Source organism: Erythrobacter sp. W36, assembly GCF_057364935.1.
This window is the reverse complement of sequence record NZ_CP200281.1, coordinates 494,188-519,112: the sequence shown is the minus strand read 5'-3', so window position 1 is coordinate 519,112 and position 24,925 is coordinate 494,188. Positions and strand designations below refer to the sequence as shown.

Genomic DNA, 24,925 nt, shown 5'->3' with positions numbered 1-24,925 from the left:
GTGCAATCAGGAGCATGACACGTGGCGAGCATCGAAGGTGGCAATAACGGCGTATCGGGGGTCGGCCCCGGCCAATCCGGTTCGGGCTCTGATGGGATCAGCGCCGCCGAGATGGCCAGCAATCTGATCGGCTCGTCTACTGGCCCGGCGGGTTTGGAGACTGACCGCCTCGCCGCCAGCGTCGATATGGCGATGCAGAGCATTTCCGATGGCACATATCAGGGCACTGGCCTTACCGATGGCTTCAGCGCCGCCGATCTCGAGGCTGCCGTGATGAGCCAGCTTGGCCCGCGCCAACAGGGTCAATTCCAAAGCTCGCTCGACACTTACAAGGCCTCTTCTTTCACAACGGCTGCGCAGCAGCTTGCGGTTGATCTTCCGTTTCGTCAGCCAACCGGTCAGCCGGGCATGAACACCGCGCAAAACCCGTATGGAACCGAGGTTTCCAGTGAACTGCCGCAGTTCACGATGAGCGCCTACACCGAGTTTGACCGCGCTCAGGCTCAGGCGCGCCAAGACGCTTGGGACAACATCGGACGCATCACCGGCGGGCCAATCTCTGGCTTGGCCACATCGATTGCTGTGATCGCAGGCGCGGACCAACGCACGATTGAGCTGGTGCATGGCCTTGGCCTCACAGTTGATGGTCTGACCGCACCTTTGGGCCCAGGCCCTGAAAGCGCGATGCGCCCATAACCTGAGCGAGAGCTACTCTCACATCAGACCGCAGTAGGAAAGCACCGCTTCGCCGCCTTGGCTTAGCGGCGCGCGCTCATGCCCGACCTCGCCCCCGCCTAATGGACATCCAATTCCAATTGCGATGCAACCTTTACCCACGCCGTGCATTGTCCCTATAGCGATCCAGATTCCATAAGAGAGGGACCAAAGTGGCTTTCAAACTCATCGACTTACCTTACGCAGACACCGCACTTGCACCGGCCGTTTCGGCAGAGACACTGTCGTTTCACCACGGCAAGCACCATCAGACCTACATCGACAAGATGAATGCCGCGATTGACGGCACCGATCACGCCGATGCCTCGCTCGAAGCGATTGTTGGCGCCGCCCGCGGCAGCAACCAAGGCCTGTTCAACAACGCCGCGCAAACCTGGAACCACGGGTTCTACTGGCACTCCATGGCGGCGACCGAGACCGCCCCATCGGACGAGCTCAAAGCCAAGATCGACGCCGCATTCGGCTCCGTCGACGAGCTTAAGGAACAGCTGAAAGCACGCGGCGCTGGCCACTTTGCCAGCGGCTGGGTCTGGCTGGCTGAGAAGGACGGCGCGCTCTCCATTGAGGAAACCCATGATGGCGACACCTTGGCGGACAGCGGCTTCAACCCGCTGCTGGTCGTCGACGTGTGGGAGCACGCCTATTACCTCGACCACCAGAACAAGCGTCCGGCCTATCTCGACGCGGTCGTCGGCTCGAAGCTCAACTGGGCCTTCGCATCTGAGAACCTCGCGCGCGGTACAGCCTGGGTTTACCCGGCCTAAGCCGAACACGATCACAGCAATGTGAACGAAACAGCCCCTGCTCCGCCCCGCGCGAAGTGGGGGCTTTTTTGGAACGCAGATACGCTTTTCAATGGTGTGACTTTTCATCGTGACGCTGCCTGCTGGCGGTAATCATCCAGCGACACGCGGCAGCGCGCGAGATGCGCCAAAACCGCAGAATTGTCGGGCTTTTGGCGCACTCCTGCATATTTGCCGCCACGCAAAATCACCCGCCAAATGCCGCTTTCAATGCGCCACTCCAGCTCGCGAAGTGTGACTTTTGGCTGCGCGCCCAAAACGGCATCAGGCGGCAGACCAATATCGCGCGGCTGCCATTCCTTCGCGAGCGCCGCATCCCACGCCGCACAGAAACTCTCCGACCATATTTGCGCGCGCAGCCGGTAAGCACTTTCGCGCGCCATAGAGACCCTGCGCGCCGCCTCCGTCACTGAGCGCGTTTGCGCAAGCCACCCGATAAACTCCGCCTGCCTCAGCGGCGTCCAACCATCCACACGCTGCTTCACCGGCACGGCATAGAAAGGCGGAATGTACCTGGGCGGCTTGCGAGGCTGAGAAACGCGCGGCGGATAGAGCTTCATGCCCTCAGCGATAAGCGCATGGGTGATGTGTAGGAAAGCGCCAACGCCCATCCCTCCTCCCTGACCATTCTCGCCGCAGAAACCGCGCGCCGCGTCATGGGGCTTTACCTCTGGCACAAATGCTCAGAAGGTGCGGGCAAGCAATAAAACGACGCGGTAACGGAGCCGAGAACAACTCGGCCTGACATCGACGAATACTGTTTGGGAGAAATTGATGGCCGAAGCGACTGTGCACGCACCGACAGGTGCGGCTCCTCCTGCCTCCGAAGGTTTCGGAACGCCTGGCTACCGCGCCTATGTTCTGAGCGCCTTGCTCATCGTTTACATCTTCAATTTCATCGATCGCACGATCATCAATATCCTGACGGAGCCAATCAAGCTCACCTTTGGGCTGGAAGATTGGCAAATGGGCTTGCTTGGCGGGCCAGCCTTCGCGGTGCTCTACACCTTCATCGGCATCCCAATCGCGCGCGGGGCCGAACGCTATAACCGCGTGGCTATCATCTCGGCTGCCGTTGTCATCTGGAGCCTTTTCACGGCACTGTGCGGATTTGCGATGTCGTTCATGATGCTGTTTCTGTTCAGAATTGGCGTCAGCATTGGTGAGGCGGGATGCACACCGCCCGCGCAGTCTCTGATCGCGGATTATTTCAAGCCATCGCGCCGCGCGACCGCCGTTTCGGTCTACGCTCTGGGCGTGCCGCTCGGCGGAATGCTCGCCTCGGTTTTCGGCGGTCAGCTGGCTGGGCTAGACGGCGCGCAATACGGAGCGTTTGTGAATTCAATCGGGATCGGCTCTCTGTTTGGCGATCTGGACTGGTCACAAGTCGAAGGTTGGCGGGTGGCCTTTGTCGTCGTTGGATTGCCAGGAATGCTATTGGGATTGATCGTATGGCGCAGCATTAAAGAGCCGCCGCGCGGCTACACCGATCCCGCTGCGCTGCAGGGCCTGGAGAAGGCGAGCTTCAAAGAGGCGCTGGCCGTTTTGGCCAAGAAGCCAGCTTACCGGCACATTGTGTTCGGTGCGACGCTCGCTTCTTTCGTCGGCTACGGCGTTGCGCAGTTCACCACCTCATTCCTGCTGCGCACGCACGGCCTTACGATCCAAGAGGCCTCTTTGCTCTACGGGGTGGTCTTGGGAATTATGGCGGCGATTGGCGTGTTCAGTTCCGGCTGGCTGGCGGACAAGATCTCCAAAAAATATCCCAATGCGCTCTCGTGGCTGCCCGCGATTGGCATGGGAGCATCCGTGCCGCTCTACGCATTTGGCTTTCTGATGCCCAATCTGTGGCTGGCGGTTCCGGCGCTGATGGTCGCCGCGATGATCCACTATTTCTACCTCGGGCCAATGTATGCGGTCTCAGGCGGGGTGGTCGATAGCAGAATGCGCGCAACCTCGGTGGCGATCACTTTGTTTGTGGTCAATTTGCTCGGCTACGGCCTTGGCCCGCCGGTCATTGGCGTGCTCTCGACGGTGCTGAAGACGATGTTCCTCGACGGGCAAGCGCTCGGGCTGACGCTGGAGACGTGCAAGCCGCTGCTCTCGCTTGGCGCTGAGGCGAAGGCGCTGCTGGGCGGTACAGAACTGCAGGCGATGGAAGCCTGCTCCAGTGCGGAAGCGCGCGGGCTGCAGTGGTCGATTGTGATCTTCAGCTGCATTTATGGCTGGGCGGCCCTGCATTACCTTCTGGCGGGCCGGACGCTTCAGCGCGATATGGTTGCCAATTCGCAAGGGTGATGGGCGTTCCTAGGGGCTGCGGGCGATCCGCGCTCGGCCTTAAGGGATAACGATCTGCCGAATGGCTTCGCCGCTGGCGAGCTTGTCGAACATCGCATTGATATCGGAGAGCTTACCAGTCCCGCTCAACAGGCGTTCCACCGGAAGCCTGCCCGCGCGCCATAGGGCAATATAGCGCGGGATATCGCGCGCCGGGATCGATGATCCCATATAGCTGCCCATCAAGGTCTTGCCATCGCCGACCAGCGAAACCGCCGGGATGGAGAGCATATCCGCCGGGTTCGGCAAACCGACCGTAACGATCCGCCCGCCGCGCCGCGCCGCCGCATAGGCCTGCGCCAGCACAGCCGCCTTGCCGACAGTTTCGATAACCAGATCGGGCTTGTCGCCCAATGCAGCGATGATCTCTGCCTCGTCTGCGTCGGGCGCAAAGGCCGCCGCAGCACCGAGCTCGATCGCAAGCGCGCGCTTTTCAGGCATGGGGTCTATCGCGACCACAGGGTTCGCGCCGCCAGCCAGTGCGCCCATCAAAGCGGCAAGGCCCACACCGCCAAGGCCATAGACCAGCACCGCCTCGCCCGCCTCCAGCTGGCCCGTGTTGAGCACAGCGCCCACCCCGGTCAGCACGGCGCAGCCAAACAGAGCGGCGATCTCAACCGGAATATCGCTATCGATCTTCACCGCAGAGCGCCGGTCGACCACCGCATGGCTGGCAAAGGCGGAGGCGCCAAGGTGGTGGTTTACTTCGTGATCATGCTCGCAAATGCGCCGCGCGCCGCTCAGCAAGGTGCCCGCGCCATTGGCCGCAGCGCCGTGGCCGCACATATAGCCCTCGCCAGAGAGGCATTGCTTACAATGGCCGCAGCTCGGCAGGAACGATAAGACCACGCGGTCTCCGGCAGCGAATTGTCCGGCAGCGTTGGAGCCTGCCTCAATCACTGTCCCAACCGCCTCGTGGCCAATCGCCATCGGCATGGGCCGCGGGCGATTGCCATCGATCACGGACAGGTCGCTGTGGCACAGGCCAGCGGCCTCAATCTTGAGCAGCAATTCATCGGCGCCCGGCGCCTCCAGCTCAACCTCGGCAATGCGCAAAGGCGCGGTTTGCGCGTATGGCCCCTCGTGGCCGATACTGTCCAAAATTGCCGCTGTTGCTTTCATCACCGCTTCCTGTCCCATGCCAATTGGCGCAAAAATCTCGCCGCTGGCTCTGTGATGGGCGCAAATAAGTCAACCAAGCGCGCGAAAAGTTGCCGCATGGTGGTTGTGGGCGGGCGCTGAGATATGGACACACGCCCAAGCGGCGTCACTCGATATTGGCCACCGCGCTCTTCATCGCGGCCAGGTCTGCGGCGCTCAAATAGCGCCCCTTCCTGACGACCGCGTCAATCTTGGCGGTGTTGCGGATATCCTCCAGCGGATTGGCCCCGAGCAGCACCATATCCGCCAGCATGCCGGGCGCAATTGTCCCTTGCTGGCCCTCCAAGCCAAAGAATGCCGCCGGAGTGATGGTCGCTGCGCGCAAGGCCTCCATCGGGCTGAGCCCCGCCTCCACCAGCATCGCGAGCTCTTCGTGCAAGCTAAAGCCGGGCGCCAAAAAGCCGATCGGCGCGTCGGTGCCCGCCATAAAGGGAACGCCGCTTTCGTGCAGACGCCCCGCCATGGAAAAGAGCCACTGGTCAAACAGCAAGCTGTCCGCACTCGGCTGGCGCGTGCCAATTGCGCCGGTGCGGTCTCGCCACGTCTTGGCGATTTCCTGAGGCATCAGGCCATAGCTTTGCTGCCAATTGTCCTGGCCAAATTGCAGGCGGTTGAACAGGCGGCTCAGGGCCAGCGTCGGGGTCTGCGCGACTTTATTGGCCGCCAGCACCGCGATCAGCTCACTGCAGGCGGCATCATCCTCGGCGCGAATGGCATCCATCCGCTGAGCGCTGTGAATGGCGCTGCGCAGCGCGCTGCCGCTGAGCGCGTCCGGGTTCGCCAGCATTTGCAACCTCGCCTGCAGCAGGCCGTCGCCATCGGCCACGCAATCAAGCTCGAGATTGCGCAGGTGCTGCATATCCTCAAGGCCGCCGCTCGCCGCCTGCCTCGCCCGCATCGAAAGTGGCACGTGACCGGTCACCGGCAGTCCGCGCTCCCCGGCGCGCTTCACCGCCCCGGCAAAGGCCTCAGGGGTGAGCATTTCATAGGTCTTGATGAAGTCTGCGCCCCGATCGGCCAGCTGGTCAACCATCGCCGCCGCTTCCTCTGCCGTCTTGACGCCAACCGACAGATTCGCTCGGCCATTGCCATCATAGACCCTCGGTTCGCCATCGATCAGCGGCCCGGAGACATAGAGATCCGGCGTCACAGGATTGCTGGCGGCCTCCGCCCGCGCGGCGGACAATTGATCGAGCTGCCCGCCGGTATCGCGCAGGTAGGTGATCCCATGCGCCAGCGACAAGGGGAAGAAGACGCGGTGATCGATCCCGCTCTCAAAGGCCAAATGCACATGCGCATCCCACAGGCCGGGGATCAGAAACTTGCCGGTGCCATCAATCGTTTGGGCTGCATCGGCGGTGAGGTCTTCGCCAACACTTTGCACAAGACCTTGGGACAGCAGCACATCCATATTGCCGCGCTGGCCGTTCTCGGCATCGATCACGGTGACATTCTCGATCAGCAGATCGCCCGTCAGCCTGCTTGCCAGCGCCTGCGCCTGCTCATCTGGCACCGTTCCCGCAGACACACACGCCGTCAGCAAAGCAAGCAGCCCAACCAAATAGCCAAGACCAAGTGATCGCTTCATCAAGACGAATACCCTCTTTCCCCATCTGCAAACCGCCATAGCAGCGCCGCACCATCTTTGTCGCGGCAGACGCTGGTCAAGCCGTTGCTAAGAGCTAATTGAATAACAACTTTCTCTAACGGCGCTCCTTTGCGGGGGCGCCGTTTTGCATCACGAACCTGATGAGCTAGCAGTGGGCGGAATGGAAGCCCTAGCTTTGGGCTGCGTTTTCGTGCACTGATTGGTCAGGGCGCTACGGTATTAGCGCCATAGCTTTGTCAATCACCGCTTTTGCCGTACCCTAACTCTACAGGAGAATGGCATGATCGATTGGTTTCGCTCAGCGCTATCTGGACCTTTTGGGGTCAATCTACATCTACAATGAGCATCGCGGCTACACCGCGCTCGACCGTGTGCTGGAGGCGGTGCGGGCGCGCTGCGAACCTGGCGATCCACTGATCACTATGATCGAGAAACACCGCGCGGATGAGCGCAAGCATTACGTCATGTTCAAACGCTGGTTTGAGCTGCAGGGCAAGCATCCGATCCACCTCGACCGGACCTTTGGCCATATTGATCGCTTTATCGAGATCATGTTCGGCACCTCCATCGACAAGCTCGACACGCAGGCGGTGATCGAACGCGATGAGCTGTTTGAGCGGCTTTGCCGGGTCATCTCACTGACGGAAAAGCGCGGCTACAAACAGATCGAGATTTTGCTCAAAAACCCGTTTGTGAAATCCGACCCAGCCCTGGTGAAGATCTTCAAAGTGATCGAGCGGGACGAGCCCAGCCATTGGGCGCCCTATGACGGCTGGCTGCGCGACAATGCCAAGCGCGACCCGAAATGGTGGGAGCGCACGGTTGACGGCTTTATCCATTCAGAGCTGCTGTTTCTGAAATTGCCGATCCTGTTCCTCAACCCGTTTGTGACGCGCAAGGACGTGTGGGCCGATGACGGCGAGCAAGACCCGGATCGCTATTCCGACCGGCTGCGCTCCGCGACCTAACGCAGTGCACCCAGCGTGAGCGCGGCGGCAGAGCCTACCGAAGAGACGCACGATGGCCGCCCGCGCGGCAGCCTGATCACGCGCCTGCTCAAGGTGCGGGTCGGCTGGATGCTGGTGCGCAACACCGTGGTCAGCACCGGGGTCTTCCTAATCGGGCTTGGCGTGCTGTGGCTGCTGGTCGAGCGCGCGGGAATGGGAGAGGTGATCGCCTCTGGCATTGGTTTCGCTGTCGCCAACACCTTGCACTATATCCTGGGCAGGAGCTGGATTTTCCGCGGCACCGACCGCGCGCTGGCCAGCGGATATGCTCTGTTCCTCATAAACGGCGCGATTGGCCTGGCCGCGACCATGGCGCTGATGGCGGTGATGCTGGCGCTGACCCCGATCGACTATATGATCGCGCGCATATTGGTGTCCGTGATCGCGGGGCTGCTCGTTTTCGTGCTCAATGCGGTGTGGAACTTCCGCCGGGTCTAGCGCCAGTCAGCCCCCACGCCTCCGATAGCGATTCTCTCTTGCAGCGCATGCCTCTTCGCGAATTGTGACAAAGCCTATCCAATCGCCAAACGCGCAACGGTTCGTCGCAACGGTTCGTCGCAGCAAGCGGTCAAACGACCCGTACAACTAACGAAACTGACCGATCTGTTCATCTGGCAGAAAGGTTTGGCTGACACTCAGGCCCCACATGTCGCCAAAAAACGGCATCTAAGCGCACATGTTGTGCACGAATTTTCGAGGGGGCTTTAGTAGCCAGACACGCCATCACAGGGGGCGGTCTAACAAATGCCGAGACGACGAACGGCTGGCTGCCATAGTTTTGAGGAGTACTTTAATGACTGCCATTTCAAAGAAGCATACCGCTCTTTTCCTGTCGGCTGTGATCGCCCTGCCCATGGCAAGCGGCGCAATCGGCCAAGAGCCTATGCCTGTTCCTGCCCAACAGGGCGAAGTGCTGACCACGGTCACTGGCTCACCGCCTGCTGATCTGTCTGGCATGCCAGAAGGACCAGAAATTGATGGCTTTATCTCGGCTCGCCGCGATGGTGAGTTTCAAGTCACCACCGTTGATGGTTCGCGCACAGCGATCCGCCTGAGCGATGGCACCGAAATCCGCGCCAAAGGCGGCTTCCTGGGTCTCAACCGTGACAAGCTGGGTTCTGAGCAATTGCTCAACGGCCTACCAGTATCGGTGAAGACGGTTGAATGGGCTGGCGGTCTTGTCGCCACCCGCGTTAACCTGAAGAACAAGGATCTGCGCACCGCTTCGATGATCCGCAACGGCACCGAGCAGCAGTTCGGCGAGCAAGGCGCAGCGATTACGAAAAATGCCGCCGCAACAGAGGCGCTGCGCGGCCGCTTTGGTGACATCGATCAATACAACATAAAAGGCACCACCAATGTCTATTTCGACACTGGCCGGTACAACCTTTCCAGCCAAGCGCGCGCAGAGCTGTGCGGCGCGGCTGAGCAAGCCAATGCAATGGACAATGCTCTGCTTCTGGTGGTCGGCTACACCGACTCAACCGGCAGCTACGAAATCAACCAAGAGCTGAGCGAAAAGCGCGCCAGCCGCGTTGTGAACTATCTGCAGCAGCAGTGCGGTTGGAAGCCATATCGCATGCTGACCCCAACCGGGATGGCAGAAGCCGATCCGGCAGCTGACAACTCAACCCCTCAGGGTAAAGCGCAAAACCGCCGCGTTGCAGTGAACGTCTTGGTCAGCAAGAGCGTCGAAGGCCTTTAATCCAGGCCTCACTCTCTCCGATTGAAAAATGCGGGGCAGGCTTTGCGGCCTGCCCCGTTTTTTGTGGGCGGTGCGTGGTTTAGGCGTCCGGGAGGCCGAGCCAGTAAAATTCGAAACGCTCCAATCCGCTCGCAAAATATTGCCGATTGGCGAGATATTCGTCCGACTTTTGCACCTCGGCAAAACCATCCGGTCTATCCCATTCGACGAATGTGACCTGACCCGGCGGGGTTAGCGCGGAAGCATGCGCCTCAAAACTTGGTTCGCGCATCTTATAGATGAACCGGCCGCCGGCGCGTTCAACCGCGCTCTCAATCCCGCTTAGATAACGGTCATAATCGCCTGGATTGTCGGGATCGAACCACGCGGCCACCACCGTGTAGTATTTGTCAGGGCGGAACCGCAAAGAGAGGTCTTCCTCCAGCGTGTCGCTGTAAACTTTGAGCTCATTCCAAGCATCCGGCCGGGTCGCCTTGATTGCTGGCCAATCGGGGTGATTGTCAAAGCTCTGGACCGCCTCTTCACTAGGCCAAGAGAAGAACGAAAACGCCTCTGGTTCAAAATCGCTCACCACCTGCTGTTTCACGGCCAGCGTGCCAAGCGGGGCAAAACCGAAGGATGAAGCAATTGGGAAGGCGGTTTGCGCATAGGTTCGCCGCGCGGCGCCGCCATCGGGCCGGGCCTGAGAGGCGATCACTTGCAGCACTTGGCCAGCCTTCAACTCGATCACGACATCCTTGGCTGGCTTTGCCGCATCAGCGGATTTCGCGCTCGCTGGCTGAGCATTGGACCGCGGCTTCGCATGATCCTCTGCGAGCGCGGCGGCGGGCATGGTGAGCCCTAGGGTTAGCGCCGATGCGAGCGAGAATGCGTAGCCGGGCCGGGGCAGGAAAGTCATAAGAAAAACTCCAATTGGTAGGTTCACGCACCAATAATGGTCTATTCCAGTAAGTCCCGGCTAGATTTTCGCGATCTTTGGTGCATAAACGTTCCGTTATGGACACTCACCAATGAATGACTGGGACGATTACCGCCTGATATTGGCGCTAGCTCGCTGCGGATCATTGCGCTCAGCGGCGGCCTCGCTCGGCCTCACCCACACGACCGTCTCGCGCCGCCTCGCCACTTTGCAGGATGCACGCGGACAATTGTTCGACAAGGCGCCCGGCGGATACCGCGCGACGAAGCTGGGCGAGGCTCTGATCGGCGTTGCGGAGCGGATGGAGCGGCTGACCCTGGATGCCGCGCGCCAGCAAAAGGCTTACGGCGAAGACCTGTCCGGCCCCATCACCCTGTCCCTGCCAGAGGCGATTGCGCAATTTCTACTGCTGGAAGAATTGCTCGAATTCACTGAGACTTATCCGGCGATCACTTTGACGGTTGAGACCAGCTACCGCTTTGTCGACCTGGATCGCAGCGAGGCGGATGTTGTCGTTCGCGGGGCGCAGGAGCCGCCAGACCATCTGGTTGGCCGCATGGCTGTTCCCCAATTGCGTGACCTATTATGCGGACCGCGATTACCTCGCGCGCACGCCGGAGGAGGAACTGCGCTGGATCGCACCCTCCGCCGCTGCGACGGATCCAAGCTGGCTGGCGGGCTCGCCCTATCCCGATGCGCCAATCGCGCTAATGATCGATGATATCACCGCCCGGCACCGCGCCTTGGTCAGCGGCCTGGGGCTCAGCCGCGGTGCCTGCTTCATGGCCGATCCAGAGCCGAACCTGATGCGCATCGGCGCTCAGACGCCGGTTCCGCAGCAGGAATTGTGGGTGCTGACCCATCCCGACCTTAGGCAGACGCCGCGCATCCGCACGCTGATAGAGTTCATCATCAATGCCATCAACGCAAAGCGCGCCCTAATCCTCGGCCAGACCCGCGAGGTTTGATCGCGCGTTACGGCGTGTAGAAAGTGGGCGAGCCCGGCCCCACCGGCAGGCCGAACACAAAGGTCCAGAGATAGAAAAACACCGACCAGAACGCGATGAAGAACATCGAATAGGGCAGCATCATTGCAATCATCGTGCCCACGCCCAGATCGCTCTTATACCGCGTTGCCCAGGCCAGAATCAGCCCGAAATAGCTCATCATCGGGGTGATGATATTGGTCGTGCTGTCACCGATCCGATAGGCCGCCTGGATCACCTCTGGCGAGTATCCCACCAGCATCAGCATCGGCACGAAAATCGGCGCGGTAACGGCCCATTGCGCCGAGGCAGAGCCGAGCGACAGGTTGATCAGCGCGCATAGGAGAATGAACATGAAGAAGATGCCCGGCCCCGTCATCCCGGTCTCAACCAGGAAATTCGCGCCCGTCACGGCGGTGATCGCGCCCAGATTGGTCCAACCAAAGAAGGCGACAAACTGCGCGGCAAAGAACACCAGCACGATGTACAGCCCGAGCGAGGAAAGCGCAGCGGCCATCGCGTCGATAATGTCGCGGTCGGTCTTCATCGTGCCCACCGCGCGGCCATAGGCATAGCCGAGCGCGACGAAGAAGATCAGAATCCACACGACGAAGCCGTCGAAAAACGGGCTGTCGATCCGGTCACCATTGTCGGGATTACGCAGCACACCCCAATCCGGCAGCAGCGTCAGCGCCATCAGGCCCAGAACTCCGAGCAGCGCCAGGCCCGCCCAGCGGAGCCCCTTGCGCTCATCATCGCTCACATGTTCCATCATCCGATCATCCAGGATCGTCGGATCAGCCAGCGAGGGATCATATTTGCCGAGTTTCGGCTCTACGATGTAGATCGTGACCAGCGAACCGATCAGCGTGATGAGCACCGTAGAGGCCATCATGAAGTACCAATTGGCCGTGGCGACCACCGTGTAGTCAGGGGCGATCAGACGGGCGGCCTCTTGCGTGATGCCCGCCAGCAATGGATCGATCGTACCGATCAGCAGGTTCGCGCTGTAGCCACCGGACACCCCGGCAAAGGCGGCGGCCATACCGGCCAACGGATGGCGCCCCAGTGCATAGAAGATCGCGCCAGCAAGCGGGATCAGAACCACGTAACCGACCTCAGAGGCGGTGTTGGAGACGATGCCCGCAAACACAATCGCAACCGTCACCAGCTTTGGCGGGGCATTGAGCACCATGCTGCGTACAGCGGCGGACAGCAGGCCGGATTTCTCCGCCACCCCAACGCCCAGCATCGCGACCAGCACCACGCCCAACGGGGCAAAGCCGGTGAAATTGTCGACCAAGCCGGTAAAGATGCGGCGGATTCCATCCCCGTCCATCAGGCTAACCGCGCGGATCATTCCATCCTCGGCCACACCCCTTGCGCCGAGCGGACGCGGATCTTCCACCGCGACACCCATCCAGCCGAGCAGACCGGAGAGCAACACAATCCCAAGCGCCAGAACCGCAAACAAGGTGACCGGATGCGGCAGCAGATTGCCAAGCCATTCGACCCCATCAAGAAACCGGGTGAAGGCGTTGCGCTTGCCTTGGGTGTGCTCGTCAGTGGTGGCGGGAAGCTCGCTCATGGATTGCTCCGGTCAGTTGGGATTCCCCGTGATAATCACGCGAAGATGAACGCAAGATCGATAGGGGCTCAGGGGCGCATGGCAAGGGGTGATGTAGGAAAGGAGAGGTTCGCTCGTCCTTACCGAGAAGGCGGGAATCCATCGCTACGTATCCTCAATCACAAAGCCTCAAACCCGAAATCCAGCGCCAAATCTCGCCACTCAGCGTTCGCCTGCTCGATCAACTCGACCTTCCACGCCCGGCGCCACTTTTTGATGCGCTTTTCGCGCGTGATCGCCGTTTCCATAGTCGAATGCTGCTCGAACCAGACGAGCCGCTTCACGGCATATTTGGTAGTAAACCCGCCGAATGTGCTCGGCGCGGTGCTGCGCAATTCGCGTCATTAAGTCGGAGGTCACGCCGACATATAAAGTGCCGTGCTTGGCCGAAGCCATCAGGTAAACTGTCGGACTGAAGTCGTTGCTCACACGACCGCATTAATGGATTCCCGCGTGCGCGGGAATGACGAAAAGGGGAAGAAGCACATTGCCTCAAACCTCGTCATTCCCGCGAAGGCGGGAATCCATAAACCGCCCAATGACGTCAGCCCTCACCCACCCGCGTGGTAGAAATCATAGATCGTCTGCGCCACTGTATCGCTGACGCCGGGTGCGCGTTGGAGGTCTTGCAGCGATGCCGCCCGTACCTTGCTGGCCGTGCCGAAGTGCAGCAGCAGCGCGCGCTTTCTGGCGGGGCCGATGCCAGGAATTTCGTCCAGCGGAGAGGCGGTGATTGCTTTGGATCGCTTCGCCCGGTGTGCGCCGATTGCGTAGCGGTGAACCTCGTCGCGCAGGTTTTGCAAATGATAGAGCACCGGCGAATTGGTCGGCAGCATCTTCTCTCGCCCATCGGGGAAGTGGAACACCTCGCGTCCCTCGCGGCCATGATGCGGACCCTTGGCGATTGCGATCACGGCCAGGTCCTCAATGCCGAGTTCGCCCAGCACCTCCTGCACGCTCGACATCTGCCCCTTGCCGCCATCGAGCAGGACGAGATCAGGCCACACGCCTTCGCGCTCCCGGTCCGGGTCGTCCTTCATTGCGCGGGTGAACCTTCGCTCCATCACCTCGCGCATCATCGCGTAGTCGTCATTGGTCTGAGCGGACTTGATGTTGAACTTGCGATATTGCGACTTTTCAAAGCCTTCCGGCCCGGCGACAACCATCGCGCCGACCGCTTTCGCACCTTGAATATGGCTGTTGTCGTAGATCTCCACCCGCTGCGGCGGGGCGTCCAGCTCCAGAAATTCGGCCATTTCGCGATTGGTCTTGGCCCGCGTTCCAGTCTCGGCCAGCCGCCGCTCCAGCGCCTCCACCGCATTGCGGCTCGCCTGCTCCATCAGCTTGCGCCGATCGCCGCGCTGCGGGACGGAGAGCGCGACCTTCTTGTCGGCCACTTCGGATAGCGCGGCCTCGATCAACTCGCTTTCCGGCAGCTCCCGGTCGACCAAGATCATCGGCGGCGGCGGCACTTCCTCATAGAATTGCAGGATGACGTTGGACAGGATCTGATCCTCCTCCACGCCCTTCGTATGGGTCGGGAAGAATGCGCGGTGCCCCCAATTCTGCCCGCCGCGAATGAAGAAAGCCTGGATGCCGACCTGCCCGCCCTTGGCATGGAGCGCGAAGACATCGGCATCGCCCACGCCGCTGGCGTTGATCGCTTGGCTCCCTTGAATGAAGGTCGCCGCGCGCAATCGGTCGCGCAGGATCGCGGCGGTCTCAAAATCGAGCTCCTCGGCCGCCTTGGCCATTTGTTTTTCCAGGTCTTGCTGAACCTGCCCAGATTTGCCCGCTAGGAAGTTCTTTGCCTGATCCACGAGCTTGTCATAATCCGGCTCGCTGATCCGGCCGACGCACGGCGCCGAGCACCGCTTGATCTGATAGAGCAGGCATGGCCGGTCGCGGTTCTTGAAGAAACTGTCGGTGCAAGACCGGAGCAGGAACAGCTTTTGCAGCGCGTTGAGGGTGGTGTTCACGCTGCCCGCGCTGGCAAACGGCCCGTAATAATTGCCCTTGGCCTTGCGCGCGCCGCGATGCTTGTGAATGCGCGGAAACTCATGATCGCTGCGCAGCAGGATGAAGGGAAAGCTTTTATCATCGCGCAGCAGGACATTGAACGGCGGGCGAAACCGCTTGATCAGCTGCGCCTCGAGCAGCAGCGCCTCAGCCTCCGAATTGGTGGTGATGATCTCCATCGCGCGGCATTGGCTGACCATGCGTTGCAACCGGCCCGACAGGCCATTGACCTGAGTGTAATTCGCCACCCGCGCCTTTAGGCTGCGCGCCTTGCCGACATACAGCACATCACCGCGCGTATCGAGCATACGGTACACGCCGGGGATCGGTTTCAGGGTCTTCACCGTCTCCCTGATCGCGGTAACGCCAGCCTCAAGATTGGGCTGCGCACTCGCGACGGTATAGGCAGCCCGCTCTTCGTTAAAGCGGTCCGCCCCATGGGGGTTGTCAGAGGTGCCAGCAGGTGTCCGGGCCATGCCCATCAGATAGGGACCGCACTGCGCGATTGGCAATGCGTGATTGGCATTGCGTGCACACCCGCCTATCGATGCGGCCATGCAAGAGTATGATGTGATCGTTCTGGGCGCGGGCGCCGCCGGGCTGATGTGCGCGGCAGAGGCGGGCAAGCGCGGCAAGCGCGTGGCTGTGCTGGAAAAGGCGAATGCGCCGGGCAAGAAGATCCTGATTTCAGGCGGCGGACGCTGCAATTTCACCAATTCGCGCACGACAGCGGCGAATTACCTCTCGGCCAATCCGCATTTCGCGAAATCCGCGCTCAGCCGGTACAGCCCTCAGGATTTCATCGATCTGGTGAACAGCTATGGCATTGCCTGGCACGAGAAGACTTTGGGGCAATTGTTCTGCGATGGCTCCGCCAAGCAAATCGTCGAAATGCTTCTCGATGAATGCGGCAAAGCGGCGGAGTACGGCGGACAAGTTGATGTGCTGTGCGATGCGCATGTCAGCGATGTGGTGAGAGTGTCTTTTGACGATGCCGGAGCCACCCGCGCCCTCCACCCTTCCACCCGGAGCCTACCGGACACTAATCCGGGTGGAAGGGTGGAGGGCGCGGGTGGCCAGCCAAACGAAGAGAATTACGAGTTTGCAGTCAAAGCAAACGGCCAGGCGATGCGGGCTAAATCGCTGGTGGTGGCGACCGGCGGGCCATCAATCCCGAAAATGGGGGCGACGGATTACGCTTATGAGCTGGCCCGGCAATTTGGCTTAAAAGTTGTGGAGCCGCGCCCTGCCCTCGTCCCGCTGACACTGGGCGGCGAGGACGTATTGTTCCGCGAGCTGTCCGGCGTTTCTGCGCCGGTGACCGCGCGCACTGGCGTCAAGAAGTCAAAGGTCGAATTTGAAGAAGCCGCGCTGTTCACGCACCGCGGCCTGTCCGGCCCGGCGATCCTGCAAGTCTCATCCTATTGGAAGCATGGCGAGGAAATCGGGATCGAATTCCTTCCAGCGATGGCTGGCAATTGGCTGGTCGATCTGAAGACCAAAAACCCGCGTGCCACCATCCGCAGCGCCCTGCGCGAGCACTTGCCCGCCCGCCTAGCCGATGCGCTGGCCGAGCGCCTCAAAATTGAACGTGAATTTGGCAATGTGCCCGACAAAGTTCTGCAAAAGGCTCAGCGCAAACTCGCCGATTGGCGCTTTACCCCCAACGGCACCGAAGGCTTCGCCAAAGCCGAGGTGACGATAGGCGGCGTCGCAACGGGTGAGCTTTCCTCCAAAACGCTGGAGGCGAAAAACGTGCCGGGATTGTATTTCATCGGCGAGGCGGTGGACGTCACCGGCTGGCTCGGCGGGTACAATTTCCAATGGGCCTGGGCCAGCGGCGTCGCGGCGGCTCAGAACCTCTAAACGAAGTTACCGCCTGAGCTACAAATCCTGCTTCAGTCGAGCAGCGACCCACTCATCCAATCGCACGGCCAATGCGTCTGTATCGCTCGGCAGGCCGTAAGCTGCGTGGTTCTCCTCCAGCCAGTCAGCCAGATCGCCATCCGAGCTGTAGGCCTGAGTGATCTCTCGAAAGACCTGCTGATTGCCGGTCGCATCCAGCATGAAATCCGCAAACAAGCGGGCCTGCACATAGAATTGGACCGGGTCACCGCCGCTCTGCTCCAAGAAACGTTTTGCCTCATCTCCGCTCAACGCAATGGCGACATTTCCTCCGCCGCCCTGCCTTGCTCGGACCAATTCGGCAGCTTTCAGCGATGGGTGCTCCATCGTCAGAAATTCCTCGAGCGTGTACGATAAAGGACTCTTGCCCTCGGCAAGACGCTCCCGCGCGCTGTCGTAGCGCGATGAGGTCAGCTCCGCGTTCTCATTCAGCACTGCGGCGAGTTCATCCAGCCAATCGGGTGCGGAGCTACCGTAACGAATTTGACCAGTGGGCAGCGTCTTTGCGCCATCAATCATAGCCTTGAGCAACAGATGCCCGGCCTCATGCGCCAAACTGCCCAGTTCCGTCGGTGACGGCGCTTGGTTGTCGTCTGCTTCGCCCTGTTCCAGCTGCGATAGAGCCCTTTCCAGCAAAGCCTGACGCTGCGCTTCGGGCAAAGCCGCCGTTTGCTCCATCACTTGACGCTCTACCGATGCTCGCACCAATCGCTGGCGAGCCGCTTTGCTGATCCATGGAAGAACCACATATCCGGCCTCTTCGAGAAGCTGCTTGCCTTCAGGAGGCAATGGGGAAGCACCGACGACCGCGACCTTCGTGGTTGTTGGCCCAAAAAAGCTCTCAAATTGCTCGACGGAATCGTCAAGTGTGTCTGCCAATATTGCCGTTTGGCTTGGCGCAGCAATGGCGAGACCATCGCCTTTGACTTCACATGCCCAATCGTCCTCAAACCAGTCCTGCGACGCTGCAGTCTGGCAAAGGCTCGTCGGATTATCAGTTGTTTGCGCGGCTGCTGAATGCGGCATCACAGCGCCCATTGATGATAGAAGCACTGCACCCAGAACAAAACGCACCATGACCAAACCCTGTTGATTACACCTGTAGTCGATAGAGGACAATACAGATGAACGGCAGATGTATCGGTACTCTCGCGCGGCACGCTCTGCGGCGAATAATGTAACAAAACCACCTTCCCTAGGGGTAAGTCCTACCGCGCGCGTGAGCTTGTCTCGCGCTGGAAATGTCTATAGCGCTCCTTTCTAGAGCCTAAAAATAGGCCGAAGCCGCCCGATATCGGACCGGCCTGTGGGAGAAACCCTTGCGCCAATTGCAAGGCATGGATTCATCGTTCGTAGCGCTGGAATCGCCGAACTCGCCGATGCACATCGGCAGCGTGTTGATCTACAATCCGGCGACGGCGCCCGGCGGGTTTGTCCGCTTTAAAGACATCCTCAGCTTTATCGAAGGCCGGATGCAGCTCTCCAAAACCATGCGCCAGCGGCTCGTGCGTGTGCCGTTTGACTTGGATTATCCGTATTGGATCGAGGATCCCGATTTCGATCTGGAATATCACGTGCGCCACGTCGCCCTGCCCAAGCCCGGCGATTGGCGCCAGCTGTGCATTCAGGCCGCGCGCATCCACGCTCGGCCGCTCGATCTCAACCGCCCGCCGTGGGAATTCACCGTGGTCGAGGGGCTCGACAATGTCCGCGGCTATCCGCCCGGCTGCTTTGCCTTCGTTACGAAGGTCCATCATGCCGCGATTGACGGGATGAGCGGGATCGATCTGATGGAGGCGCTCCACACGATGACGCCCGATGTCGAGCCGCCGAAAAAGCCAGACACTTGGAAACCGGAAAAAGTGCCGGGCCCAGCGGAACTGCTCGGCAAATCCTATATCAACGCGCTGCTCAACCCGCTGAAACAGGCGCAGGTCGCGGCGCAATCCCTTCCCGGCGTGGCCAGTGCGATTAAGGGGCTGATCGCCCGCGATTTCAAACTCAGCACCGATATGGTGCCCCCGCGCACCCGCTTTAACCGCTCGATATCGCCGCACCGCGTCGTTGAAGGCTGCGCGTTCCCGCTGGGCAAATTCAAGTCGATCCGCACGCTCGTGCCCGATGCGAAGGTCAATGATGTGGCGATTGCTGTGATCGGCGGCGCGCTCCACAAATATCTCACATCCAAGGATGATCTGCCCAAATCGACGATGACGGCGATGGCCCCGATCTCCGTCCGCTCCAAGGATGAGAAGGGCGATATGGGCAATCAGGTCGCGGCCATGGTCGCCCCGCTGGGCACGCATATCGCCGATCCGAAAGAGCGGCTCGAATATGTCTACGGCCAGACCAGCAATTCAAAAGCCATGACGAATGCGCTGGGCGCGCGCACCATGACCGAAGTGAGCAAGGTCAATCCTGCGCTCTACATGGCGCTGGGCGCGCAATTGTTCAGCCGAGTCAGCATCGCGCACAAGCTCGCGATGCCGTTCAATACGGTGGTGACCAATGTGCCCGGCCCGCCCGTGCATATCTACTCATCGGGCGCGCGGATGGAGAGCATGGCGCTCTCTCTCATTTGCCTGACCGACGGATTGGGCCTGGCGCACGTCGTGCAGAGCTATGTCGATGAAGCCTATATCAGCTTCACCGCGTGCCGCGATATTATGCCGGACCCAGAGTTCTATTCGCAGTGCCTGCAAGACAGCTATGAAGAGCTGCTGGCGGCGGCATCTGCGGTAGCCAGCTTCGGCACCAAAGAAAAAGGCGACGACACGAGCGCCAGCAAACAAGGCGGCCGCAAAACGAGCGCCAGCCAAAAAGGCGACGGCCAAACGAGCGCTTAGCCAAGAAAACGGCAACAAAGACAAAACGCAAAACACCACAAAAACGGGTTGGGAAGAACACATAATGGCGAGCATCGCACCAAATTCGGCCATGGAAGCTGATCGATTTCTTGAGGAAACGAAGGCGAAGCCGCCGCACCGCTTCTGGACGCTGACCGAAGGCCGCGCCTTCTTTGAGCTTGGCGCGTTTTACGCCTCGCGCCCGATGCTGTCGCAGCTGCCCAAGGGCGATGGCCATGCCGTGATGGTCCTGCCCGGCTTCATGGCGACCAACAGCTCAACCGTGCCGATGCGCCGCCTGCTGAGGGATCTGGGCTATGATGCGCATGGCTGGGACGCGGGCCGCAATGTCCGCGTGAATGAAGAGCTGCTGCAAGTGATCGAAGCGCAGCTGAAGGAGCTGTTTGAGAACACGGGGCGCAAGGTTTCCCTGATCGGCTGGAGCCTTGGCGGTGTGCTCGCGCGCGAGCTGGCGAAATTGCATCCTGAGAAGGTGCGCCTGGTGATCAGCCTGGGCAGCCCGATCTCTGATGATCGCAATCACACCAGCGCAGCACGCCTGTTCAAATTCTTCAACGGCGATGAGCCAGAGCAATTGCGCGATGGCCAATTCCAGGGACTGGACGTTGCCCCGCCCGTGCCGACAACCTCGATCCTGACCAAGACGGACGGAGTGGTCCACTGGCGCGGCTCCGTGCAGAAAAAGGGCGAGTTCCCGAGTGAGAATATTGAGGTTTACGCCAGCCACTTAGGGCTGGGCGTCAACCCATCGGTGATGATCGCCATGGCTGACCGGCTGGCCCAGAAAGAGGGCACGTGGAAACCATTCAAGCCGAGCGCCATGCGCCGCTGGATGTTTCCCAAGCTCGACGTTTAGATCACCTTCCTAAGGTCAATTCCCACAAACCTGCCTGTTGGGTCGATCAGTTGCGGCTGGAAATTAATCGGCGTATTGCCATTGCCGTCGGTGATCCTGCGGCGCGCATCAAAGATATTGTCTGCGCGCAGGGCGATGCGGAAGCCTTTCAGGAAGCCCTCGTCCTTACCCAGTATTCGGCCAAGATCGCTGAACACGCGCAGATCGACGGTCGCGAGGTCATCGAAGAACAGATCGGGTGATCCAAGCAGGGTGGAGCCATCGATCCGGGCGCTACCCGTGTAGCGGCCGGAAATGCGCATCCCCATGCCATTGCGGAAAATACCCCCCTCCAGCCGGGTCGCATTGCGCGCCTGACCAAAGGAGCTGGTAGAATCGCCATCGAGCAGATCGAGCGGCTGGAGCCCCGGCGCGATCAGGATTTCATTCGCCAGCTCAAGCGTGTGGGTGAGGTTTACGAAATAGCGCCCGCGCCCATCACGGCCAAAGCCGCTGGCGAGCGGATTGCCAGGAGGTCGGCCAGCACCTTGCGGTCTGCCGCCCTGCCCCGCGCCTGCTTGCTCGCCGCCGCCGCCACCGCCACCGCGCATCATCGCGGGGTCCATGCTGCAAAAGCGTGTGCGGAACTGAGCAATCCGCTCCGGCGTAATCTCACCATTTTCATCGCGGGCGCGTGACAGCATCCGGCCAAAACGCTCTGGATTGAAGCTTGGCAGAATGTCCGAGGTGTCCTCGCCAGCCTCCACCGCCGCGACCAAGCGAGTCAGAACATCCAAGCCATCATCGGCGCAGATGCGCGTTCGGAATGCCATGAATTGCTCGCGCTGCTCAGCGGTAGGCGGCCCGCCTGCGCCGCCGCCTCTGCGTCCTGCACCATCAGGCCTGCCGCCACCTGTAGGTCCGCCTGCTCCGGTTGGTCTTCCTGAGCCGGGCGGTCCGCCCCCACCCGGACGACCGCCTCGGCCAGCGCCAGGACGCGCGCCGCCCCAGCTGCCGCGGGTGAAGAGCGAGAATTGCAACCGCTCAGCGCGTGTTTCAGCAAAGGTCACTGCACGGCGATCCAGCGCCACAAGTGTGCCATCCGCATCGCGCGTGACACGGTCCGTAAATGCGTTCTCAATCTCCTCGGTCAGCACCGGGAAATTGCTGGTCACATCATCGGAGCGATTGCGGATGTATTCCACGCCCAGCCGCGTGCCGCGCCAGAATGGCAGCGACCAATTGGCGGCAAAGCGCCAGTCGCGCTGCGTCTCAGCCAGCAGATCGGGATTGCCGCCGGTGGTGACGCTCGCCAGCACAGTCTCGCCATTCACAAAGTCGAACACCGGCGTGTTGAGCGTGATGATCTCTGGATTGCCGAGATTGCCCAGCGACGGAGCAACCTCGCGCTCGATATAGGTCGCGGTTAGGTCAAGATTGCCGGTCGGCGCCCAGGTGAGGCCCGCCGTCCAATCGGTCAAAGTGCCAAAGTCAGACAGGTAATCCGCGCCCACTTGCGCATTCAACGTAAAGCTGCCGAGCGCATCGGCGAAACCGGTCCGGGTGCTGGTAATCGGAATGACGAGGTTGAGCCCGCCCTCCAGATCGCCGCGCGTCAGGCTGGTGTCTACGAGCGAGCGCGTATCGCTGCTCTCAATCCGATCCCAGCTGTATCCGGCATCGAAAGTCGCGAGCAATTCGCCGCCGGGCAGGTCCGCCAGCGGACCGCGCGCGGTCACTTTCGATGTTGCCGTCCAATTGCGCGAGCGCGCCGTTTCGAAGCCCGCCTCTGCCGAAGTCGGAAGGGCTCCATCCAGCGCTAGCGTGCCTGCCGTCGCAGCGTCTTGAAGCGCCTGCGTGTCAAAACGCTGATCGATCTCGGTCTCGCTATCGATCCGGCTGCCATCGAAGGTCGCGGTCAGGCGGAATGCGCCAAGCGGGCGGGTCAATGATCCAGAGGCCTGATAGGTATCGGCGGAAACGCGCCGTTCCAGCGGATCATCCTCGCCAAAGGTCCGCAGCAAGGTGTTCCCCGCCCCGTCTTCCAGCTCAACGATATTGAGCCCAGACAGGCTGCGGCTCTGATTGCGGGTGTAATTGATATTGGCGCTGAGCGAGGTGCCGCTGTCGACGATGGCTTTGGCCCAGCTGAGGCTGCCCTCCAATTGCAGGCTGTCCGCGATCAAAGAGCGAAATTCGGCCTGATCGGGATCGCTCGCCAGCTCTGAAATGGACCCCGGCGTCTGGATCAGGTCACGCTCGCTTTCCGTCAGCAGCGAAAGATCGCGCGCTTCAAAATTGGCATTGAAGCGCCCGCCATCGGCAATCTTCAGATAACCAAGCTCTTGCTCCAGCGCGATATATCCGCCGCTAGAGGGCCCTTCAAATTCCAGCTCAATCTCGCGGCTGGAGAAGTCTTCCTTCAGGATCAGGTTGATGACCCGGCGATCGGGCGAAAAGCCGAACCTTTGCGCCACTTCCTCTGGAAACACCTCGACTTTCTCGAGCGCTTCAGGCGGATAAGATCGCAGCTCGCGAAAGCTGCCGATACGAATGCCGTTGACCAGAATGACCGGACGCCCGCCGCCGCCGCGCCCGCGCGCAGAGCCGGTTTGATTGGTCACTTGCGTCACCAGATCGGCAATTGAGGTCACGCCTTCGCCAGCAATGTCCTCCGCGTTCAGCTCCAGCAGCGGAGCCTGCTCAACATCCAATTGGCCGCGCAAACGCCGCCCTTGGACAACGATTTCGCCGCCAGAGGGCGTGCCGCTGGTGGTGCCAAGCTCAATGTCGGACTGTTCGCTTTCAGGAACATCGCGCTGCTGCTGAGCCAATGCGGGCGAGGCGGCCATACTGGCCAACCCGGCGAGGCTAGCCCAAGACAAAAGGAATTGGGAGAATTTCATCTTGTCCCCTTCAGGGATAAGGTGCCCGCGGACAAGCACCTGAATTGTATCGATTTGCATCACAATGTGTCGCGCAAAAGACGCACACAGCGCGCATCAACTCACCGCCCCTAACGCACGAGACTTCCATTTTGTTCTCGGCGGGGTTAAAGCGCGCGACCTGAATGAGTGATTTTACTCAGAAAAGCTGTTTGCATAAGGATATACATGGCCAAAGAAGAACTCCTCGAAATGCGCGGGAAGGTCGTCGAACTGCTTCCCAATGCGATGTTCCGGGTCGAGCTTGAAAACGGTCACGAAGTGCTCGGCCACACCGCTGGCAAAATGCGCAAGAACCGTATCCGCGTGCTGGTGGGCGACGAAGTGCTGTGCGAGCTGACGCCGTATGACCTCACCAAGGCCCGCATCACCTATCGCTTTATGCCTGGACGCGGCGGCCCCGGCCAAGGCCCTGGCCCAACGCCATAATATTGAGGTGCGCTGAGTGAGCGCCCCCAAACTCATCCTAGCCTCGGCCAGTCCGCGTCGGCGCGATCTGCTCGCGCGGCTTGGCATTGCGCCCGATGATGTCGCTCCCGCCGATATCGATGAGACGCCTCACAAGGGCGAGCTACCGCGCGACTATGCCGCGCGCATGGCTCTGGAAAAGGCGCAGGCCGTCAGCGCCGATGGCGATGCCCATATTCTCGCTGGTGATACAGTGGTGGCCGTTGGCCGCCGCATCCTGCCCAAGACCGAGACCGAAGACGAAGCGCGTTCCTGCCTCAAGCTGATGAGCGGGCGGCGGCATGTCGTCCTCTCCGCGATCGCCCTGCGCGCACCGGATGGCAGTATCCGCACGCGGCTGAGCGAGAATGTGGTGCGCTTCAAAGTCCTCTCAGACGAGGAGATCGCCAGCTATCTGGCGGGCGGCGAATGGCGCGGCAAAGCGGGCGGATACGCGATCCAAGGCGCAGCCGAGGGATTGATCCAATGGATCAAGGGCAGCCATTCCAGCGTAATGGGCCTGCCTCTGTACGAGACCCGCGCTCTATTGAAATCGGCTGGATTTGCCATTGGCTGAGTGGCTTGTCGAAGAGGGGATCGGCGAGACCCGCGCGCTCTTGACCGAGAACGATCAGATACTGGCGGCTAAGCTGTTTTGGCTGAGCAAAGACTGCGCGCGAACGATTTTGATGGCCAAGATCGTCTCTCGCAAGACCGGATCATCACGCGCTTTGTGCGTGAGCCCGCGCGGGGTTGAGATCAACGCAGACGGCCTTCCCCGCGATGCAAGCGAGGGCAGCGACGTCCGCTTGATCATAACTCGCGAGGCGATGGCGGAACGAGGCCGCTTCAAACGGGCTCAAGCGCGATATTTCTCCGACGACAATCCGCATATCCCGCCGCCGTCCGTGTTTGCGACGGGCAAGCAAGTGCGCCGTTTCCCATCAGGCCTATGGGAAGAGGTTTGGGACGCGGCCAGTTCTGGCCAAATCCACTTCGCCGGCATGGCTCGCTGATC

General features: G+C 60.7%; 22 protein-coding genes and 1 pseudogene. 14 read left to right on the top strand and 9 right to left on the bottom strand.

The features are described 5' to 3' along the window. Positions 1 to 21: 21 nt before the first annotated feature. Positions 22 to 696 carry a hypothetical protein gene (locus tag AC0V6U_RS02465; protein ID WP_472644650.1) on the top strand — a complete coding sequence of 225 codons (675 nt, stop codon included), beginning with the start codon at positions 22 to 24 and terminating at the stop codon, positions 694 to 696. Positions 697 to 887: 191 nt separating this feature from the next. After that, entirely contained in the window at positions 888 to 1,499 is a 612-nt protein-coding gene (locus tag AC0V6U_RS02460; RefSeq protein ID WP_472644649.1) for a superoxide dismutase, read from the top strand. Positions 1,500 to 1,603: 104 nt separating this feature from the next. Here AC0V6U_RS02460 and AC0V6U_RS02455 read toward each other — a convergent pair whose 3' ends face one another. Then, positions 1,604 to 2,149, bottom strand: coding sequence for a hypothetical protein (locus tag AC0V6U_RS02455; protein ID WP_472644648.1), 546 nt, complete (start codon positions 2,147 to 2,149; stop codon positions 1,604 to 1,606). A 163-nt stretch (positions 2,150 to 2,312) separates the two neighbouring features. Between AC0V6U_RS02455 and AC0V6U_RS02450 the strand changes: the two genes are divergently transcribed. Further along, a complete protein-coding gene (locus AC0V6U_RS02450; RefSeq protein WP_472644647.1) occupies positions 2,313 to 3,836 on the top strand; it encodes a spinster family MFS transporter in 1,524 nt (507 codons plus the stop codon). 39 nt (positions 3,837 to 3,875) lie between these two features. Here the strand turns inward: AC0V6U_RS02450 and AC0V6U_RS02445 are convergent, their stop codons facing one another. After that, positions 3,876 to 4,997, bottom strand: coding sequence for a zinc-binding dehydrogenase (locus AC0V6U_RS02445; protein WP_486169357.1), 1,122 nt, complete (start codon positions 4,995 to 4,997; stop codon positions 3,876 to 3,878). 145 nt (positions 4,998 to 5,142) lie between these two features. Beyond that, the gene (locus tag AC0V6U_RS02440) at positions 5,143 to 6,624 is read right to left on the bottom strand and encodes an amidohydrolase family protein (RefSeq protein ID WP_472644645.1); all 1,482 of its coding nucleotides are present in this window, start codon (positions 6,622 to 6,624) and stop codon (positions 5,143 to 5,145) included. Positions 6,625 to 6,962: 338 nt separating this feature from the next. On the opposite strand from AC0V6U_RS02440, the gene AC0V6U_RS02435 reads away from it, so the two are divergent. From AC0V6U_RS02435 to AC0V6U_RS02425, 3 genes are all read left to right on the top strand, one after another. Then, positions 6,963 to 7,613, top strand: a complete 651-nt coding sequence (locus AC0V6U_RS02435) for a ferritin-like domain-containing protein (RefSeq protein WP_472644644.1) — start codon at positions 6,963 to 6,965, stop codon at positions 7,611 to 7,613. A 15-nt stretch (positions 7,614 to 7,628) separates the two neighbouring features. Beyond that, positions 7,629 to 8,090 (top strand): GtrA family protein, encoded by a 462-nt coding sequence (locus AC0V6U_RS02430; protein ID WP_472644643.1) that lies wholly within the window; start codon positions 7,629 to 7,631, stop codon positions 8,088 to 8,090. A gap of 355 nt (positions 8,091 to 8,445) precedes the next feature. Beyond that, a complete protein-coding gene (locus AC0V6U_RS02425; RefSeq protein WP_472644642.1) occupies positions 8,446 to 9,357 on the top strand; it encodes an OmpA family protein in 912 nt (303 codons plus the stop codon). A 79-nt stretch (positions 9,358 to 9,436) separates the two neighbouring features. Here AC0V6U_RS02425 and AC0V6U_RS02420 read toward each other — a convergent pair whose 3' ends face one another. Beyond that, on the bottom strand, positions 9,437 to 10,255 hold the full coding sequence (locus AC0V6U_RS02420; protein WP_472644641.1) for a hypothetical protein: 819 nt from the start codon (positions 10,253 to 10,255) through the stop codon (positions 9,437 to 9,439). A gap of 112 nt (positions 10,256 to 10,367) precedes the next feature. Between AC0V6U_RS02420 and AC0V6U_RS02415 the strand changes: the two genes are divergently transcribed. Next, entirely contained in the window at positions 10,368 to 10,997 is a 630-nt protein-coding gene (locus AC0V6U_RS02415; protein ID WP_472644640.1) for a LysR family transcriptional regulator, read from the top strand. Further along, positions 10,987 to 11,244 (top strand): type 2 periplasmic-binding domain-containing protein, encoded by a 258-nt coding sequence (locus AC0V6U_RS02410; RefSeq protein ID WP_472644639.1) that lies wholly within the window; start codon positions 10,987 to 10,989, stop codon positions 11,242 to 11,244. The genes AC0V6U_RS02415 and AC0V6U_RS02410 overlap by 11 nt, the downstream gene beginning before the upstream one ends. Before the next feature lie 7 nt (positions 11,245 to 11,251). On the opposite strand, the gene AC0V6U_RS02405 is transcribed toward AC0V6U_RS02410, so the two are convergent. The 3 genes and pseudogenes from AC0V6U_RS02405 to uvrC all read right to left on the bottom strand — a co-directional run bounded on the left by AC0V6U_RS02405 (position 11,252) and on the right by uvrC (position 15,384). Continuing rightward, positions 11,252 to 12,850 (bottom strand): AbgT family transporter, encoded by a 1,599-nt coding sequence (locus AC0V6U_RS02405; RefSeq protein ID WP_472644638.1) that lies wholly within the window; start codon positions 12,848 to 12,850, stop codon positions 11,252 to 11,254. A 158-nt stretch (positions 12,851 to 13,008) separates the two neighbouring features. Then, positions 13,009 to 13,285 (bottom strand): annotated as a pseudogene (locus tag AC0V6U_RS02400) (GIY-YIG nuclease family protein). 155 nt (positions 13,286 to 13,440) lie between these two features. Continuing rightward, a complete protein-coding gene (gene uvrC / locus AC0V6U_RS02395) occupies positions 13,441 to 15,384 on the bottom strand; it encodes an excinuclease ABC subunit UvrC (protein ID WP_472644637.1) in 1,944 nt (647 codons plus the stop codon). 79 nt (positions 15,385 to 15,463) lie between these two features. On the opposite strand from uvrC, the gene AC0V6U_RS02390 reads away from it, so the two are divergent. Next, complete coding sequence (locus AC0V6U_RS02390) at positions 15,464 to 16,774, top strand: BaiN/RdsA family NAD(P)/FAD-dependent oxidoreductase (RefSeq protein WP_472644636.1); 1,311 nt, start codon at positions 15,464 to 15,466, stop codon at positions 16,772 to 16,774. An 18-nt stretch (positions 16,775 to 16,792) separates the two neighbouring features. Here the strand turns inward: AC0V6U_RS02390 and AC0V6U_RS02385 are convergent, their stop codons facing one another. Beyond that, positions 16,793 to 17,839, bottom strand: a complete 1,047-nt coding sequence (locus tag AC0V6U_RS02385; protein WP_472644635.1) for a hypothetical protein — start codon at positions 17,837 to 17,839, stop codon at positions 16,793 to 16,795. Between the two features lie 293 nt (positions 17,840 to 18,132). Between AC0V6U_RS02385 and AC0V6U_RS02380 the strand changes: the two genes are divergently transcribed. Then, complete coding sequence (locus tag AC0V6U_RS02380; protein ID WP_486169356.1) at positions 18,133 to 19,659, top strand: WS/DGAT/MGAT family O-acyltransferase; 1,527 nt, start codon at positions 18,133 to 18,135, stop codon at positions 19,657 to 19,659. A 64-nt stretch (positions 19,660 to 19,723) separates the two neighbouring features. Continuing rightward, positions 19,724 to 20,536: an esterase/lipase family protein gene (locus AC0V6U_RS02375; RefSeq protein ID WP_472644633.1), complete on the top strand. Its 813-nt coding sequence runs from the start codon at positions 19,724 to 19,726 to the stop codon at positions 20,534 to 20,536. Here the strand turns inward: AC0V6U_RS02375 and AC0V6U_RS02370 are convergent. Further along, positions 20,533 to 23,421, bottom strand: a complete 2,889-nt coding sequence (locus AC0V6U_RS02370) for a TonB-dependent receptor (RefSeq protein WP_472644632.1) — start codon at positions 23,419 to 23,421, stop codon at positions 20,533 to 20,535. The two genes, AC0V6U_RS02375 and AC0V6U_RS02370, sit on opposite strands and share 4 nt — an antisense overlap. Positions 23,422 to 23,628: 207 nt before the next feature. Between AC0V6U_RS02370 and infA the strand changes: the two genes are divergently transcribed. From infA to AC0V6U_RS02355, 3 genes are read left to right on the top strand one after another with little or no spacing between them, the layout of a single operon-like run. Beyond that, entirely contained in the window at positions 23,629 to 23,889 is a 261-nt protein-coding gene (infA, locus tag AC0V6U_RS02365) for a translation initiation factor IF-1 (RefSeq protein WP_472644631.1), read from the top strand. A 16-nt stretch (positions 23,890 to 23,905) separates the two neighbouring features. Next, on the top strand, positions 23,906 to 24,484 hold the full coding sequence (locus AC0V6U_RS02360) for a Maf family protein (protein WP_472644630.1): 579 nt from the start codon (positions 23,906 to 23,908) through the stop codon (positions 24,482 to 24,484). After that, positions 24,477 to 24,923 (top strand): hypothetical protein, encoded by a 447-nt coding sequence (locus tag AC0V6U_RS02355; RefSeq protein WP_472644629.1) that lies wholly within the window; start codon positions 24,477 to 24,479, stop codon positions 24,921 to 24,923. Before AC0V6U_RS02360 ends, AC0V6U_RS02355 begins: the two co-directional genes overlap by 8 nt. Positions 24,924 to 24,925: the final 2 nt, after the last annotated feature.